Below are 16,642 nucleotides of genomic sequence, written 5' to 3'. Positions count from 1 at the left end.
TGAACAGCTCTTCCCTTCTCCCCTTTGGGAAGGGGAAGGCGACGCTAAAAGGCGTGTCGAGATTCGGGTCGGACGAGCCGAAAACGGCGGTCTCCGAGAACCGCAGCGGAGCGTACTTAAAGTACGTGAGCACCGGAAGCGCAGGAGACTGCCGTTTGCAGGCCGGCCTCACCCGAATCTCGACACGCCTTAAGCCGCCTGCGGCTCCGGCTCGAATGCCGGCTGTCGGTGTTGATCAGCAGAGAGATACAGGCCGCCGCGATGCCCGTCATGCCGGCGATCAGGAAGGCCAGTTCGTAATTGCCCTGCAGCTCGCGCATCGTGCCGCCGAAGGCGGCGGCCGCCGCCGCGCCCACCTGGTGGCCGGCGACGATCCAGCCGAACACGATCGGCCCGCTGCGGTCGCCGAACGCCTCGTTGGCGAGTCTGAGCGTCGGCGGCACGGTGGCGATCCAGTCGAGCCCGTAGAGCACGGCGAAGATGATCAGGCTGGTCGCAGAGAAGCCGGAATAAGGCAGGTAGATCAACGACAGGCCGCGCACGGCGTAATAGACGCCGAGCAGCTTACGCGGGTCGAAACGGTCGGTGAGCCAGCCGGACAGCGTCGTGCCGATCAGGTCGAAAATGCCCATCATCGACAACAGTCCGGCAGCCTGCACCTCGCCGATGCCGATGTCGCCGCAAAAGGCGATGAGATGGGTGCCGACGAGGCCGTTGGTGGTGAAGCCGCAGACGAAAAAGGTCGCGAACAGATACCAGAACACCCGTGTGCCAGCGGCGCGGCGCAGCGTGGTCAGCGTATGCGCCAGGAAATTGCCCTGCGATGCCGGCGACACCGGCGGAACGTCGTCGGCATCGGCGCCGTAGCGCACCTGGCCGATCGAGGAAGGGCGTTCCGGCACGAGCAGCAGAACAAGCGGGATCAGCGCGGCAGTGGCAAGCGCCACGGCGATCGCCACCGGCTTCCAGCCGCCGCTTTGGGCCAGCGAGGCGATCACCGGCAGGAACACCAGCATGCCGGTGGCGCTGGAGGCCGACATCAGGCCCATCATCAGGCCGCGATTGGTCTTGAACCAGCGGTTGACGATTGTTGCGCCAAGCACGCTCGCCACCGCGCCCGAACCGATGCCGGAAAACACGCCCCAGGTGATGAAGAGATGCCAGGGTTGCGTCATCGACAGGCTGAGCGCCGTCGATCCTGACATCACCGCCAGCGCGCCGAGCAGCGTGCGGCGCAGCCCGATGCGTTCCATCAGCGCCGCGGCGAACGGACCGGTGAGGCCATAGAGCAGGATGCCGATGCTGGCCGCCCAGGAGGTCACGTCGCGCCGCCAGCCGAAGCTTTCCTCCAGCGGAACCATCATCACCGAGGGGGCCGAGCGAAGCCCTGCCGCCATCAAAAGACAAAGAAAGATGACGGCAACCACCACGAAGGCGTAGCGCTGGCCAAACGGACGGGACTGGGCTATCATGTTACTGACCGGTACGTTGCAATGCGATAGCACCATACATACGTACCGGTCAGTAACATTGTCAAGCGAGTTGTTTGCATGTCATCGGACAATAAAATTGAAGCGTCGTTGAGCGCCGCGCCCGCCCCCAAGGCGGCGGACAAGATCCTGGACGTGGCGCGCGACCTTTTTTATCGCGAGGGCATCCGGGCGATCGGCGTCGACGAGATCGTCAAGCGCGCCGGCGTCACCAAGCCGAGTCTCTACCGCAGCTTCCCGTCCAAGGACGAGCTTGCCGCCTCCTATCTGCGCAAATACGACCGCGAATTCTGGGAACGCTTCGACGAGGCCGTCGATTCGCATCCCGGCGATCCGCGCGCGCAGATCATCGCTTTCCTGACCCGCGTCGGCAAACGCACGCAAAAGCCCGACTATCGCGGCTGCGGCATGACCAACGCTGCGGTGGAATATCCCGAGCGCGGCCATCCCGCACGGGTGGTGAGCGAAAACAACAAGCAAGAATTGCGCCGGCGCCTGCGCGCCATGGCGGCGGCGATGGGCGCCGCCGATTCCGACACGCTGGGCGACGGCCTGCTGCTTCTCATCGAGGGCGCGTATATCAGCGGCCAGCTTTTCGGTCTGGGCGGCCCGGCGGCGGCGGTTGCCCGCAACGCCGACCTCTTGATCGAAGCCAGCTTGAAGAAATAGCAATTGAAGCTACGCTTCCGGCAACCCGAACGGAGTTGCCAGCGATGCGTGCTCTCGTCATCCCGCTTGCCCTCGCCGGTTTCTGCCAGGCGGCCCAGGCCGGCGACATCTCCAGCGCCTACACCGATCTCGACTGGAAGAAGGATTGCGTGACCTATGCGCAGGCCGCGGAAGGCGACGGCGACTGGGCGAGTCTCGTCTGCTCCGGCTATCGCGGCTACCCGGTGCTGATCGGCTACGACGACGCACGCGAATCCGTCTATTATGGCTTTCCGTCCGACGACATGACCGCAGTCTGGGAGAGCTTCACCGCCTTCAACGGCTCCGGCCCGAAGGTGGAATGGCGCATCGAGACCAATGGCGATGCCGCCATTCCGTTCGCCGCCATCCATCGCCGCTCGGTCAGCAACCCGGAAGACGAGAAGAAATCGATCGAGGTGCTGGTCGTCGCCAAGGTGGCGCAGCCGGAAGAGCACCAAGGCTGCACGATCGGCCTGGTTTTAGCCACCGGCAACGCGCAGGCCAACGACCTGGCGCGCAAGCTTGCCGACGAGAAGGCGAAAACCTTCGCCTGCGGCAAGGACAAGCGCGAAGTGATCGGCGACGTTCCGCCCTTCGGTCGCGTGGACAACTGACCGCTCCCGGTCAACCATTGGGCCAGGGCCGGATCGGGTTCCCATTGGCCGGCGGGCTTAGTAAACCCTTCAGCGATTGCAGCCGGTCTCGGGAGGTTCCGCTTGTCCAGTTCAGTCAGCGTCGCAAACGAGAATGGCGTCGCGGTGGTCACCATCGACAACCCGCCGGTCAATGCGCTGAGCTTTCATGTCCGCAAGCCGCTTTATGACGCGCTCGCCGCGCTGCGGGACGACCCTGCCGCGAGAGCGATCGTCATCGTCTGCGCCGGGCGCACCTTTGTCGCCGGCGCCGACATCACCGAATTCGGCAAGCCGATCGAGCAGCCGGAACTGCGCGCCATCGTCGCTTTACTAGAAACCATCGCCAAGCCGACCGTCGCCGCCATCCACGGCACGGCGCTCGGTGGCGGGCTGGAGCTGGCGCTCGGCTGCCATTTTCGCGTCGCGGATGCCGGCGCAAAACTCGGCCTGCCGGAAGTGAAGCTAGGCCTTTTGCCGGGCGGCGGCGGCACGGTGCGTTTGCCGCGCTTGGTCGGCGCCCTGAAGGCGCTCGGCATGATCGTCTCGGGCACGCCCATTTCGGCCGGTGAGGCCATAGCCGCCGGTCTTGCCGACGCGGTTGTTGACAGTAATCTATTGGCGGAGGCCATTCGTTTCGCCCGCGAAATGGCTGATCGGGGTGGCCCGTTCGTGCCGGTGCGTGACCGCGATGACCGGCTGGCCGAGACCGATCTTGCCGCTTTCGACGCCCAGGCCGCCGGTCTGGCCAAAAAAGCCCGCGGGCTGGAAGCGCCGCTTGCCTGCGCCGAAGCCGTGCGCAACGCGATCACCCTGCCTTTCGACGAGGCGCTTGCCGCCGAGCGGCTACTCTTCCAGAAACTCGTTTCCGGCGACCAGTCGCGCGCGCAGCGGCACCTGTTCTTCGCCGAGCGCGAGGCGGCGAAGGTGCCCGGCAAGGACCTGCAGAAGCGCCGGATCGAACGCGTCGGCATCATCGGCGCCGGCACGATGGGCGGCGGCATCGCCATGGCCTTCGCCAATGGCAGCCTCCCGGTGACTTTGCTCGAGACCAGCGAGGAGGCGCTGCGGCGCGGCCTGGCGACCATCGAGAAGAACTATGCCGTCTCGGTCAGCCGGGGCTCGTTGACGGAAGAGGCGAAGCAGCAGCGGCTCGGCCTGTTCAAGGGCAGCACCGACTATGCCGACCTCGCCGGTTGCGATTTGATCGTCGAGGCCGTGTTCGAGGACATGACGGTGAAGAAGGAGGTGTTCGGCAAGCTCGATGCAATCGCCAAGCCCGGCGCCATCCTCGCCACCAACACCTCCTATCTCGACGTGAACGAAATAGCCGCCTCGACCTCGCGTCCAGAGGACGTGCTCGGCATGCATTTCTTTTCGCCGGCAAACGTCATGAAGCTGCTGGAGATCGTGCGTGCCGAAAGGACCGCGCCCGAGGTGCTGGCGACGGTCGCCGATCTCGCCCGGCGCATCGGCAAGGTGGCGGTCGTCGTCGGCGTCTGCCACGGCTTCGTCGGCAACCGCATGCTGGCCGCGCGAGGTTCAGAAAACGAGTTCCTGCTGCTGGAAGGCGCGACGCCGAGCCAGGTGGACAAGGCATTAGTCGATTTCGGCTGGCCGATGGGACCGTTCCAGATGGGCGACCTCGCCGGGCTCGACATCGGCTGGCGCAACCGCAAGGCGCGCGGCCAGACGGCGGTGATCGCCGATACGCTGTGCGAGCAGGGCCATTTCGGCCAGAAGACCGGGCGCGGCTGGTACCGTTACGAGAGCGGCTCGCGTGAGCCGGTCACGGATTCCGAAGTCGAAGCGCTGATCCGGGCGAAGGCGGCGGAGCTTGGAATTGGGCAGCGCGAGGTCGGCGCCGACGAGATCATCGAGCGCACGCTCTATCCCCTGGTCAACGAAGGCGCGAAGATCCTCGAGGAAGGCATCGCCGCGCGCGCGTCCGACATCGATGTCGTCTGGGTCAACGGCTACGGCTTCCCGATCGGCAAGGGCGGGCCGATGTTCTGGGCAGCGCTTGAGGGCGGGCCCAGGATCGTCGAGCGGCTGGAGCATTGGCACCGGCAAACGGGACGGCCGATCTTCGAGCCGGCGCCGGCGTTGAGGCGGGTTGCTGAGACGAGGGCATGGGAGGGTGCCGGCGCCCGGTAATTTCGTCATTCCAGGGCGAAGCGAAGCGGAGACCCTGGAATCCATGCCGTTCCATCAGACAAGGAATGCCACGGTCCGAAACAAGGGACGGCGTGGCCGCTGCTCGTTCTGCACCGTCGCGGCTCTCGGACGTCACGGCATGGATTCTGTGGTCTGCGCGCGTCGCTTCGCTCCTTGCTCCGCCATAGAATGACGAAGATAAGGATCGCCCATCCGTCGTCGCCACCAAATTTGACCATGTGGACAAATCTCAGGCGCCGTTCCATAGTTCTGGGCGTCTGACATTTGGAACGGCCGGCTCGACACGGCTGCCGAACAGAGGGGCACTTCAATGGAAAACCAACATAGCAAAACACAACGCGCCGGCCTGTCGCGGCGCAACGTGCTGGAACTCGGCGCGCTTGGCCTCGCGGCCACCGTGCTGCCTGGCGCGGCCTTCGCCAACGACAAGAAGCTGAAGGTGGCGGCGATCTTCGCCACGCCGATCGAGGAGCCGTGGGACAACCAGATCCATGTCGCCCTGCAGAAGGCCGAGAAGGAACTGGGCATCGAATACAAATGGTCGGAAAAGGTGCAGACCGCCGACTTCAGCCGCGTGATGCGCGAATATGCTCAAGGGGGCTATCAGCTGGTGCTGGGCGACGCCTTCGCCGCCGAGCGCGAATCGCGCCGCACGGCCAAGCAGTTCCCGAAGACGGCGTGGCTGTTCGGCTCTGGCGCCGGCCCGGCCGAACCCAATTTCGGCGTCTTCGACAACTGGATCCACGAGCCCGCCTATCTCTCCGGGATGATCGCCGGCAAGATGTCGAAGTCCGGCACGATCGGCGCCGTCGCGGCAATGGGCATCCCGGAAGTGAACCGGCTGGTCAACGCTTTCTTTGCCGGCGCCAAGGAGGTCAACCCGAACGTCAAGAAGAAGGTCGCCTTCATCGGCTCCTTCTTCGATCCGCCCAAGGCCAAGGAAGCGGCCGTGGCGCAGATCGATGCCGGCGTCGACGTCATCTATGCCGAGCGCTTCGGCGTCATCGAGGCGGCGGTCGAGAAGAAGATCTACGCGATCTCCAACATGTCCGACCAGTCGAGCCTCGGCCCTGACACGGTCATCACAGGCCCGGTGTGGGACATGTATCCGACGGTCGAGCAGGCGATCAAGCTGGTCAAGGCCGGCGTCTTCACCGCGCAGGACTATGGCGATTTCTCGCGCATGGCCAAGGGCGGCTCCTATCTCGCGCCCTACCATAAATTCGACAAGACGCTGCCGGCGGACGTCAAGGACCTGGTCGAGAAGAAGAAGGCCGAGATCCTGGAAGGCAATTTCCGCGTCGACGTCGACGAGAACACGCCGGTTTCGGATTGACCTTACCCTCCCCTTTATGGGGAGGGTCGATCCGCGAAGCGGAGTGGGGTGGAGGCCTTCGACGCCGCCCCGCCCCGTCTCACAATCTCCGCTTCGCTGCGATCGTGAGCCGACCCTCCCCACAAGGGAGAGGGTAAAGAATCGCGCCATTTTCACTGGGATTCACGCTTGTCCGCCCCACTCATCGAAATGCGCGGCATCACCAAGAGCTTCGGCGCCGTCAAGGCGAACGAGGCTGTCGATCTCAGCGTGGCCCCCGGCGAAATCCTCGGCCTGCTCGGCGAGAACGGCGCCGGCAAGACGACGCTGATGAACGTGCTGTTCGGCGCCTACGCGCCGGATGCCGGCGAGATCCTGGTCGAGGGCAGGCCGGTCGCCATCCACAATTCGGCCGACGCGCTCGCCGCCGGCATCGGCATGGTGCATCAGCATTTTCATCTCGCCCCGCGCCTCACGGTGCTGGAGAACCTTTTGATCGGCATTCCCGGCAAATCCGGCCGCATCGACCGTGCGCGCGGGCTTGCCCGGCTCACCGAAATCAGCCGGCAGTACGGGTTGAGCCTCGATCCGAACCTGCCAGTGTCGGCCCTGTCGGTCGGCGAACAGCAGCGGCTGGAGATCATCAAGGCGCTGTTTCGCGGCGCGAAGCTTTTGATCCTCGACGAGCCGACGGCGGTGCTGGCGCCCTCGGAAGTCGACGGCCTGTTCGCCGCCCTGCGCTCGATGGCCGCCCAGGGGCTCGGCATCATCTTCATCTCGCATAAGCTGAACGAAGTCAGGGCCCTCACCCATCGCTGCGTCGTCTTGCGCCACGGCAAGGTCGCCGGCCGCGTCGATCATCCGGCAGGCACCACCTCGGCCGAGATGGCCATGCTGATGTGCGGCCACGAGATCGTGCCGCCGGTCAAGGAAGCTTCGACGCCCGGCGCTTCCGTGCTGACGCTCGACGGCATCTCCACCTCCGGTCACGCCGGCACGCCGCTGCGCGACGTCTCGCTTTTCGTCCGCGCGAGCGAGATCCTCGGCATCGCCGGCGTGTCCGGCAACGGCCAGCGGGCGCTGGCCGATGTGATTTCCGGCATGCTGGCGCCCAAGACCGGCACGATGACGATAGCCGGCAAAAAGGTTGCGCAATTCTCGCCGGGCGAGCTGCAGGCGCTGGGCCTCGGCCGCATCCCGGAAGACCGGATGACGACCGGCCTGGTGACCAACCTGCCTTTGGCCGATTCCATGGTGCTGCCGCGCATCGGCACCGAGGCCTTCAGCCGCAAGGGCTTGCTCAACCCGGCAGCGATCCGCGCTTTCGCCGAAGCGCAGATCGAAGCCTATGACATTCGCTGCCCCGGCCCGATGGTGCGCGCCGGCGCGCTCTCCGGCGGCAATCTGCAGAAGGCGCTGCTGGCGCGCGAGCTCGCCTTCGATCCCAAGGTGCTGATAGTCTCGCAGCCGACGCGCGGTCTCGACATCGGCGCCGCCCGCTTCATCCACGAAAAATTCCTGGCCATGCGCGCCAAGGGTTGCGGCATCATCGTCATAGGCGAGGACCTTGAGGAATTGCTGATGCTCTCGGATCGCATTGCGGTGATGTATGAGGGCCGCATCGCCGGCACGCTTCCCAGCGCCCACGCCACCGTCGCAAGGCTCGGCCTGATGATGACCGGCGCCGGGCACACCGGGGAGGCGGCCTGATGTTTCGCCTCGAAGCCCGCACCTCGACGCCCGCCTGGTTCAACCTGGCCCTCCCGCTCATCGCGATCGCGGTGACGCTGGTGCTCTGCAGTGGACTGATCGCCGTAGCCGGCGCCGGCGTCGTCGAAGCCTATGGCGTCATGCTATCCGCCTCGCTCGGCGACAGCTACGCCATCACCGAGACGCTGGTGCGTGCCGCCCCGATGATCTTCACCGGCCTGGCGGTGGCGATCGCCTTCCGCGCCAAGTTCTGGAACATCGGGGCCGAGGGCCAGCTGCTCGCCGGCGCGGTGGCGAGCTGCTTCGTCGGCGCGATCCCGATGCCGGGCTACCTCGCCATGCTGTTGATGGCGCTGGTGGGCGCCGCCGCGGGCGCTCTGGTCGCGCTGGTTCCGGCGACATTGCGCGTCAAGTTCAAGGTCGACGATGTGGTCAGCTCGCTGCTGCTCAACTCGGTCATCTATTACGCGCTGATGGCGCTGATCGAAGGGCCGTGGAAGGACACCTTTTCCGGCTACCCGATCTCGCCGCCGATCGAGGATTCCGCCAATTTCCCGGTGCTGATCGAAGGCACAAGGCTGCATCTCGGCGTCGTCGTGGCGCTGATCGCGGCGCCGCTCTGCTGGTTCCTGATCGCGCGCACCACGCTCGGCTTCCGCATCCGCGTCACCGGCGAGAATCCGGAAGCCGCCCGCTATGGTGGCATCAACGTGCAGCGCGTGCTCATCTCCACGGCGCTGCTCTCCGGCGCGCTGGCGGGCTTGGCCGGCGTCGGCGAGGTCGGCGGCGTACACTTCCAGGTGATGAGCGACATCTCGCCGGGCTACGGCTATTCCGGCATCGTCGTCGCGATGCTTGCCAGGCTCAACCCGCTCGGTGTGGTGCCGGCGGCGATCTTCCTGGCCACCGTCATGACCGGTGCCGAAGCGATGTCGCGCGCCACCGGCGTGCCCGCTTTCCTGAGCGACGTCATCCAGGGCACGGCGCTGCTTGCCATGCTGGTGGCGCTGCTCTTCACAGCCTACCGCATCCGCCGCGTGGGAGCCTCTGCATGAGCGCGGTGTTCGAACAGATCTTTCAGGTCGGCTTCCTCGCCGCCATCATCCGCATTGCCACACCGCTCGCCTTCGCCACGCTGGGGGAAATGTTTTCCGAGCGGGCCGGCGTGCTCAATCTCGGCATCGAAGGGATCATGCTGTTGTCGGCGATGGCCGGGTTCACCGCCGCGAGCCTTAGCGGCAGCCTGTGGCTGGGCGTGCTGGTGGCGGTGCTGGTCGGCGCCCTCATGGGCGCGCTGCATGCGCTGTTCACCGTGGCGCTGGGCCTCAGCCAGCATGTCTGCGGCATCGGCGTGACCTTGTTCTGCTCGGGTCTCGCTTATTTCCTCTACCGGCTGATCTTCGGCCAGCAATCGGTGCCGCCGAGCATCGGCGGCTTCAAGCCCGTGCCGATCCCGCTGCTCGCCGACATTCCGATCCTGGGGCCGGCCGTGTTCAACCAGTTCACGCTGGTCTATCTGGCCATCATCGCCGTCCCGCTCGCCGCCTTCGTGCTCTACCGCACGCCCTGGGGGCTCTCGGTGCGCATGGTCGGCGAGAACCCGCGCGCTGCCGATTCCGCCGGCGTCAGTGTCATCGCCACGCGCTTCCAGGCGGTGATCCTCGGCGGTGCGCTGATGGGGCTCGCCGGCGCCTTCCTCACCATGGCGCAGTTCAACGCCTTCACCTTCGGCGTCGTCTCCGGGCGCGGCTGGGTGGCGATCGCGCTGGTCGTGTTCGGCCGCTGGGACCCTTGGCGTTCGGCGGGCGCCGCGCTGCTCTTCGCCTTCGTCGACGCGCTGCAGCTCAGGATGCAGGCCAGCGGCCTCGGCCACATCCCCTACGAAGCCTTCCTGATGCTGCCCTTCATCTTCACCATCGTCGCCATGGCCTTCATGTCGCGCAACGCGGTCGCGCCCTCGGCGCTGCTGAAGCCGTTTCGGAGGGAAGAGCGGTAGTGCTCTTTCCTCTCCCTCCGGAGGGGGGAGAGGTGGCGCTGCGAAGCAGCGACGGAGTGGGGGAACCACCTGGCAACCGCCGCCGACGGACATCGAAAGGGGCCGCGGCGCGAGAATCTCCCTGCGCCGCGCCAAGGGTCGACCCCCACTCCGTCGAGCTGCGCTCGACACCTCTCCCCCGATCGACGGGGGAGAGGAAAGGATGCCAGGCCTCAGATCGCCGTGAACGCGTTGTCCACGAACAGATGCGCGCCGTTGACGAAGCTCGATTCGTCGCTGGCCAGGAACAGCGCGGCCTTCGCCACTTCCTCCGGCTCGCCGATGCGGCCCTGCTGCGCGGCCATCGCAGCGTCCGAGACGTCCACGCCGAGCTTGCCGAGATCGGCCACCTCGCGCAGTCCGTGCGGCGTGCGGATGAAGCCGGGGCAGACGGCATTGCAGCGGATGTTGCGGTCGCGGAACTCCACCGCAATGGCGCGCGCGAACATGTGGCAGGCGCCCTTGGTCGTGTCGTAGAGCACTTCGTTCGGCGTCGCCGCCACGGCCGAGATCGACGAGGTGCAGACGATCGAGCCGCCGCCGGCGGCAATCATGCCGGGCAGCACCGCGCGCGTCATCAGGAACATCGAACGGACGTTGACGGCATGCAGCCAGTCCCACTCCTGCAAGGTCGTCTCCAGGAACGGCTTGATGACGATCGTGCCGGCATGGTTGAACAGCACCGTGACCGGGCCGAGCTTTGCGGTGGCCGCCTTCACCGCCGCCTCGACCTGCGCCTCGTCCGAGACGTCGGCCACGAAATGCTCCGCTATATGGCCCCGCGCCCGGATCGCCTCGGCGGTCTTGCCGGCCGCTTCGCCATTGCGGTCGATGATCGCAACCTTGGCGCCTTCGGCGGCAAACAGCTCGGAAGCCGCTCCACCCATGCCCGTGGCGCCGCCCGAGATGATGGCGACCTTGCCCGCCAGTCTTCCACCCATTCTTTTCTCTCCTCCAGCACCGCCGATATCGGTTCAAGCGATGCTATCCGTCATGCGCGAGGTGGCCAAGACCGTTCGAGCGATTGGATCTCATGTCGGTGAACGGCCAAAATGAACGATTTCGCCGGCTTTTCTCCAGATCACGTGTATTCGGATTCGATGACGCCCGGCAGATCGCAAGCATGAAAAACCCCGATTCGCACAACTCCGAAAATGCCGTTCTACAAATCACCGAAAAATAGCACTCGACAAAGTCTATTATCTTTATAGATTAATGGCTGCGACGGAGGATCGACCATGTCCTACATTCAGAACGCCCAACGCAAAGGTCAGAGGCTTGCCGCCGACCAGAGCTGGAGGCCCGCCTATGGCGGCACGTTCGCCTACCTCGTCTTTGCGCTTGCCTTCGTATTCACGGGTGCCGTCGTTTTCGGGATCATCCCCTGACCGGATCGGGGCCAGGGGTCCCGCCGTCCAAAAATCCGAGTTGAGTAATTGGAGCTGAAGACCGGCCACGGGTCGGCGCGCTGTCGCGCGCCGGCGAGATGGATCTATTCGGGCTCGGAGAGGGGCGCCCAACGTGATGGAGGAGATGGCAATGCCGATCGAGTTCACGCATGTTCCAGGCAAGCCTGCCAATGGCAGCTTCTTCTATGATTTTGCCGAAACCGCGACCAAATTGTCGCTGATCGAGGACGCCGGTTTCCGCAAGCTGGTGGTGGACGATCCGGCCGGCCTGCTCACCAATATGGACATCGCCGCGCAGACGCTCGACCGCACGGGCTCGCTCGAGGTGGTGCTGACGCATTGGGCCGGCGTGATAGAGCCGATCGAAGCGGCAAGGCAGCTCGCGGCGCTCGACCGTCGAGGCGGCGGCCGCCTCTCGCTTCGCATGCTGAGCGAACCGCTGGAGGACAGCGATGGCGAGGCGCGGCCGGTCGCCCACGGCGTGGTCTGGGAGCGCATCGACGAATATCTGGTGCTGTTGAAGCGCTTGTGGTCGAACGACACGCCCTTCGACCATGAAGGCGCCTTCTACAGCGTCCGGGGCGGCTTCGTGCCGCGCAAGGGCCCGCATGGCGCCGATCTGGCCATTCGGCTCGGCGGCCAGTCGGGCACCGCGCTGAAGGTCGCCGGCCGACACGCCGATGTCTTCGAGCTGGCCGCCGGCTCACCCGGCGAGGTGAGGCAACTGATGGAGCGCGCGCGCCGCGCCGCCGCCGAGCATGGCCGCGCCGGCAGGCTGCGCTTCGCGCTGCCGGTTCGCATCCATCCGGACGGCTGGGCCGGCGCCCCGGATCACAAGGCGGTCGAGATCGCCGGGTCGCCGGCGCGGCTCGCTCTGACGCTTTTGCCCTATGCGGCGCTCGGCATCGAGGAATTCATGATCGGAGGCATCGACCGCCCGGGCGAGATCGCCCGTATCGGGCGCGAGACGATTGCGCTGGTCGCGAATTCGCTGGCGCGCCGCGAGGCCGAGATTCCGCGACCGGGAATGCTTTCGTCCCGGCCCTTCTCCGATATCCACCTTCGCTGACCCCGGTTAGCCCTACGGCTGAGACGAGTAATCCAGGCCGTCCATCACGTAATCGGCGAACAGGAAGTCGCGGATGCCGGCGACCCGGCCGTTCTCCCAATCGATGAGGATGAAATAGCGCGGCGGTCCGTCAGGACGTTCGGGCCTGGTGACCAGGATGGCGGGCCGGCCTTCGACAAGTCCGGTCGTGAAATGCCAATGCGTTTCGTCGGCATAGCGGCCGAAATAATTGCCGACATATTCCTTGCCGTCGGCGCGCAGGCGGTTGACCAGCTCCAGCTTGACGTCCTCGGCCAACAGGCCGCGCAAGGCATCGAAGTCCCTGGCGTTGAAGGCGGCCACATAGTCGCCGAGACGGCGCATGTCCTGCCGGTCGAGCGCCGGGCGGGGCGACGCCATGCGCGGCGCGGCCGCCAGCTTGCGCAGGCTCTCGCGGCCCCGCTGCAGCGCGCCCTTGATCGCTGTGTCGGAGGTTTCGAGGATTTCGCCGATCTCCTCCAGGCTGTTTCCGAGCACATCCTTCAGCACGACCGCGCATCGTTGCGCCGGTGGCAGCTGCATCAGCTCGGCCAGGCTCGCCTCGGCGGCGATGCGCGCATCCACCGCCGAATTCTCGTCGGCGATCGTGTCGAGCTCGACCTCGCTTTCGCGCCCCCGCGAACGGGCGCGCTTGCGCAGGAAATCGAGCGCCGCATTGTGCGCGATGCGAAACAGCCAGGGCTCGGTCTTGTCGGGCATGTCGCCATTCCTGATCGCCACGAAGCCTTTGGCCAAAGCCTCCTGGACGATGTCTTCGCCATCGATGACCGATCCGACCATGCGCGATGCATATCGGTGCAGCTTGGCCCTCAGGCCGGCAGCTTCGCGCTCGAAGGCGCGAAGCCTGGTTTCGGTCGCCGCAATCGACTGATCCTGCGAACCGGTCACGCGTCCCCCTGGCTCTCTACGCCGCCCGTATGGGAATAGGTGGTGTGGCCCATCATGCTCTCGCCGGCGGCCAGCTCGACGACGCTCTTCATGTAATCGGCGAAGCGGGGATCGCTGCGGAAGGCCGCGATATCCTCCGCCGAACGCCATTGCGAGATGTTGGCGACCTTGCTGCCGTCGCCGCCGACGATCACCGACGACGACAGCGAGCCCGGCTGCTTGCTGAAGAAGTTCCTCGTTCCCTCGGCGAGCGTCTCGGCGAGTGCCTGCTGCTTGCCCGGCTTGGCGGTGAAGACGTTGATCAAGGTCACTGTGGTCGACATGGCTTGGCTCCGTTTGTCCTGATGGCGGAGGCCGTCGCGGCTCTCGCACCCGTTACGACCCTCAAGACGAGGCCGGAACCGAAAACGGAACGGTGCATGCAAAAAGAATTTTCGGCAATCGATCAAATGTCGCGACCGGAAGCTGCCATGGACCTATCGGGCGGCCCGTGCATTCAGAAAAAATTTCTCCTCACCATTCCAACAGCCATCCCTGTTTCGTCTTGGTGAGTGCGCCGGGCTTGCGACGCCGGCATCAACCAAGGGGAAAGCAAATGTCGATCCTGTCATCCATCGGGCGCATCGCGACCGAATATGCAGCAACCCGTGTCCGCTACCGGGCAGCGCGGACGCTTTATCTGCTGCCGCTCGACATCCGCAAGGATATCGGCTGGCCGGAGGTCGGCGATCCGGGTGACGCCGAAACCTTCAGCGCGCCGCGTCCGCGCAGCTAGAGCAATTCCAGGAAAGGTGTGACGCGGTTAGGCTCGGTGACTTCGCCGTAGCCTTTCGTCAGGATTTCCAGCAAAAACAACGAGATGGAGCGGTTCTCCGTGAAACGGTGAAACGCTCCAGGTCACTGCTTACGAGCGAGGCCGACAAGCAGCAAATCGAGGCCTTTCCTGAAGGTGCCGATCCAATCGTCGTCAAACAGCAGCCGAGACCGTTCGATCGTGGGATAGCGTTCGCTCAAATGCGTCAGGCGCTGCCGTGCGGCAGCCCTGTCGGTGTCCGACAGGTCGAAACTCGCGCGAGTGATGGTGGCGCCCATCACGTAGTTCCACAGCGACCATATCGCGACGTTCAAATCCGCGTCCGCCACGCCGGCCCTGGAAAGAATACTGCTCAGCGCTTCGAGCCGGCCGAGGATGTTCGGGCCAAGCGCCCGGCTCGACAACAGAGACACCGACCAGGGATGGCGCAGCATGATGGTTCGCCAGTCTTCAAGAATATGCGCGATGTCTGCACGCCAGTCGTGAGCTTCGGCGGTTTGCGACGGGCCGCGATATTCGAGCACGGAATCGAGCGCCAGATCAAAGACGCCCTCTTTGTTGTCGACGTGCCAATATAGGCTCATCACGCCCGAACCGAGACGATCGGCAAGCCGACGCATCGACAGTCCATCGATCCCCTGGGCGTCGAGCAATTCTACCGCCGCCGCCACAATGCGTTCCAGCGTGAGGGTCGGCTCGCCGCGCGGCTCAACGGTGGATCGGGAGTCCACCCTCGTCCGCTTTGGCCGTCTGCTGCGGGCGCCGTTCTCTTTGGCTGCCATTCGCCTTCCTCACAACTCACAAACCGATCTTGGCCGGCAATGCGAGGAATGTCGATCCTTCGACGATTGACTCGTACGACGTACCATGCGACTGACTCGTATATCGTACGAATCGATCGCTGGGCGATGGCGCGGCGTTCAATCACCAGAGGATCTCGCAGAGCGCTGAGCCAAATCATGTCGCGTGCAATCAACCATCTGCTCATCAGAGGGCTAATCATCATGACCACGGCATTTTCCACTGCGGCGAGCGCGAGCGATCTCAGTCAGTATCGTCAATCCAAAAAGCCTCTATGACCCGTCCCCCAACGGCTACAGCACGGCCGTGATCACGCCGCCCGGAGCCCGGGTGGCGTACATCTCCGGACAGGGCGGCCAGGACAGCACGGGCGGCCTTTCACCTGATTTCGCCGTCCAGGTGCGGCAAAGCTACGCAAATCTGCGCAGCGCGCTCGATGCGATCGGCGCCAGACCAGATCAGGTCGCCAAGCTCACGGTCTTCGTGGTCGATCACGACATGTCCAAGCTCGGCGTGCTGACCCAGAACGTGAAGGAAATGTTCGGCGAGACGCTGCCGGCCCAGACATTAATTCCCGTTCCCAAGCTTGCGATCGACCAGATGCTCTTTGAGGTCGAAGCCGTCGCCGTCCTGGAGTAGAGCAATTCCAGGAAAAGCGGTTTTCCGTCCGGAATTGCGTAAAACAAAGAGAAAGGGCATGTCGCCGTTTCCGTGAAACGGTGAAATGCCCTATTGGCGCTCGGCTGGCGGAACTTGCCCCGGGCGCGGCGATCTGCAAAACCTTCAGCGCGCCGCGTCCGCGAGCTGCCGCAACGCGGCGATGACGGCCGCCGAATCCGCCAGCGCGCCGAAGACGCCGTCCTCGACCGTCACCATATGCAGCGCGGCTTCATGCGCATACTGGTCGCCGCTGGCGCAGGCGTCCGAAATCGTCAGGCACTGGAAGTTGCGGTCGCATGCCTCGCGCAATGTGGTGTGCACGCACACATCCGTCGTGCAGCCGGTGAACATCAGATGCGTGATGCCGCGCGCCCGCAAGACGAGCTCCAGATCGGTATAGGTGAAGGCGCTGTTGCAGGTCTTGTCGACGATGATGTCTTCAGGCTTCACCTCGATATCCGAAACGATCTGGAAACCCGGGCCGGAGCGCAGCAGGATATCGGTGCCGTCGAGGCCGGCCCGCTTGCGGCGCCATTTTTCATAAGGCGTCATGTCGGCCATGTCGGCGCGGTAGCCTTGCCTTGTGTGGATGATGGTGAGTCCAGCGGCGCGTGCCGCGCCAATCAGCCGGTTGACCGCCGGCAGGATGGCTCGCAGCGGCGAAGGATCGTAACCCTTCCTAGCGAAGTAGCCGGTCGGCGACAGGAAATCCTCCTGCAGGTCGATCACCAGCAGCGCCGTGCGCTGCGGTTCCAGCCTGCCGTCATAGGGAAAGTCGAAGGATTGCCTTGATCATCGGGCGCCCTGCCATGGAGCAATTCCAGGAAAAGTGTCTAGCGGTTTTCCGTCCGGAATTGCGCAAAAAGAACCTTGGTCGTTGTCGGCGCATCGTGCCCAGCAACGGCCTTGGCG

General features: G+C 64.9%; 15 protein-coding genes and 2 pseudogenes. 11 read left to right on the top strand and 6 right to left on the bottom strand.

Features of this window, described 5'->3' with window-relative positions; genetic code table 11:
* Window positions 1-189: 189 nt before the first annotated feature.
* Window positions 190-1,472 (bottom strand): annotated as a pseudogene (locus P9273_RS17375) (MFS transporter).
* Window positions 1,473-1,550: 78 nt separating this feature from the next.
* Here P9273_RS17375 and P9273_RS17370 point away from each other — a divergent pair.
* The 7 genes from P9273_RS17370 (at window position 1,551) to P9273_RS17340 (ending at window position 10,011) form a co-directional block, all read left to right on the top strand.
* Window positions 1,551-2,159, top strand: a complete 609-nt coding sequence (locus P9273_RS17370) for a TetR/AcrR family transcriptional regulator (protein ID WP_041004426.1) — start codon at window positions 1,551-1,553, stop codon at window positions 2,157-2,159.
* A 44-nt stretch (window positions 2,160-2,203) separates the two neighbouring features.
* Window positions 2,204-2,794, top strand: a complete 591-nt coding sequence (locus P9273_RS17365) for a hypothetical protein (protein ID WP_278050006.1) — start codon at window positions 2,204-2,206, stop codon at window positions 2,792-2,794.
* Window positions 2,795-2,896: 102 nt separating this feature from the next.
* Window positions 2,897-4,969 carry a 3-hydroxyacyl-CoA dehydrogenase NAD-binding domain-containing protein gene (locus P9273_RS17360; RefSeq protein WP_278050005.1) on the top strand — a complete coding sequence of 691 codons (2,073 nt, stop codon included), beginning with the start codon at window positions 2,897-2,899 and terminating at the stop codon, window positions 4,967-4,969.
* A 331-nt stretch (window positions 4,970-5,300) separates the two neighbouring features.
* Window positions 5,301-6,326 carry a BMP family protein gene (locus P9273_RS17355; RefSeq protein WP_278050004.1) on the top strand — a complete coding sequence of 342 codons (1,026 nt, stop codon included), beginning with the start codon at window positions 5,301-5,303 and terminating at the stop codon, window positions 6,324-6,326.
* 168 nt (window positions 6,327-6,494) lie between these two features.
* Window positions 6,495-8,015, top strand: coding sequence for an ABC transporter ATP-binding protein (locus P9273_RS17350; protein ID WP_278050003.1), 1,521 nt, complete (start codon window positions 6,495-6,497; stop codon window positions 8,013-8,015).
* Window positions 8,015-9,070 (top strand): ABC transporter permease, encoded by a 1,056-nt coding sequence (locus P9273_RS17345; protein WP_278050002.1) that lies wholly within the window; start codon window positions 8,015-8,017, stop codon window positions 9,068-9,070. The genes P9273_RS17350 and P9273_RS17345 overlap by 1 nt, the downstream gene beginning before the upstream one ends.
* A complete protein-coding gene (locus P9273_RS17340; RefSeq protein WP_278050001.1) occupies window positions 9,067-10,011 on the top strand; it encodes an ABC transporter permease in 945 nt (314 codons plus the stop codon). Before P9273_RS17345 ends, P9273_RS17340 begins: the two co-directional genes overlap by 4 nt.
* A 212-nt stretch (window positions 10,012-10,223) precedes the next feature.
* Here the strand turns inward: P9273_RS17340 and P9273_RS17335 are convergent, their stop codons facing one another.
* On the bottom strand, window positions 10,224-10,991 hold the full coding sequence (locus tag P9273_RS17335) for an SDR family NAD(P)-dependent oxidoreductase (protein ID WP_278050000.1): 768 nt from the start codon (window positions 10,989-10,991) through the stop codon (window positions 10,224-10,226).
* Between the two features lie 297 nt (window positions 10,992-11,288).
* Here P9273_RS17335 and P9273_RS17330 point away from each other — a divergent pair, with 297 nt between their 5' ends.
* Together P9273_RS17330 and P9273_RS17325 are read left to right on the top strand one after the other, a co-directional pair.
* On the top strand, window positions 11,289-11,438 hold the full coding sequence (locus P9273_RS17330) for a hypothetical protein (RefSeq protein WP_140544253.1): 150 nt from the start codon (window positions 11,289-11,291) through the stop codon (window positions 11,436-11,438).
* A 151-nt stretch (window positions 11,439-11,589) separates the two neighbouring features.
* Window positions 11,590-12,528 (top strand): LLM class flavin-dependent oxidoreductase, encoded by a 939-nt coding sequence (locus tag P9273_RS17325; RefSeq protein WP_278049999.1) that lies wholly within the window; start codon window positions 11,590-11,592, stop codon window positions 12,526-12,528.
* Between the two features lie 12 nt (window positions 12,529-12,540).
* Here the strand turns inward: P9273_RS17325 and P9273_RS17320 are convergent, their stop codons facing one another.
* Both P9273_RS17320 and P9273_RS17315 read right to left on the bottom strand, forming a co-directional pair.
* Window positions 12,541-13,455 carry a sigma-70 family RNA polymerase sigma factor gene (locus tag P9273_RS17320; protein WP_278049998.1) on the bottom strand — a complete coding sequence of 305 codons (915 nt, stop codon included), beginning with the start codon at window positions 13,453-13,455 and terminating at the stop codon, window positions 12,541-12,543.
* Window positions 13,452-13,778, bottom strand: coding sequence for an antibiotic biosynthesis monooxygenase family protein (locus P9273_RS17315; protein WP_278049997.1), 327 nt, complete (start codon window positions 13,776-13,778; stop codon window positions 13,452-13,454). The genes P9273_RS17320 and P9273_RS17315 overlap by 4 nt, the downstream gene beginning before the upstream one ends.
* Before the next feature lie 272 nt (window positions 13,779-14,050).
* Between P9273_RS17315 and P9273_RS17310 the strand changes: the two genes are divergently transcribed.
* A complete protein-coding gene (locus tag P9273_RS17310) occupies window positions 14,051-14,230 on the top strand; it encodes a hypothetical protein (RefSeq protein WP_278049996.1) in 180 nt (59 codons plus the stop codon).
* 122 nt (window positions 14,231-14,352) lie between these two features.
* Here the strand turns inward: P9273_RS17310 and P9273_RS17305 are convergent, their stop codons facing one another.
* Window positions 14,353-15,051: a TetR/AcrR family transcriptional regulator gene (locus P9273_RS17305; RefSeq protein WP_278049995.1), complete on the bottom strand. Its 699-nt coding sequence runs from the start codon at window positions 15,049-15,051 to the stop codon at window positions 14,353-14,355.
* 177 nt (window positions 15,052-15,228) lie between these two features.
* On the opposite strand from P9273_RS17305, the pseudogene P9273_RS17300 reads away from it, so the two are divergent.
* Window positions 15,229-15,709 (top strand): annotated as a pseudogene (locus P9273_RS17300) (RidA family protein).
* 144 nt (window positions 15,710-15,853) lie between these two features.
* On the opposite strand, the gene P9273_RS17295 reads toward P9273_RS17300, so the two are convergent.
* Entirely contained in the window at window positions 15,854-16,462 is a 609-nt protein-coding gene (locus P9273_RS17295) for a cysteine hydrolase family protein (RefSeq protein WP_442920234.1), read from the bottom strand.
* Window positions 16,463-16,642: the final 180 nt, after the last annotated feature.

The organism is Mesorhizobium sp. WSM4935, from assembly GCF_029625735.1.
Lineage (GTDB): Bacteria > Pseudomonadota > Alphaproteobacteria > Rhizobiales > Rhizobiaceae > Mesorhizobium.
Note: the sequence above shows the minus strand (reverse complement) of the source record. Positions and strands in the feature narration are given on the sequence as shown.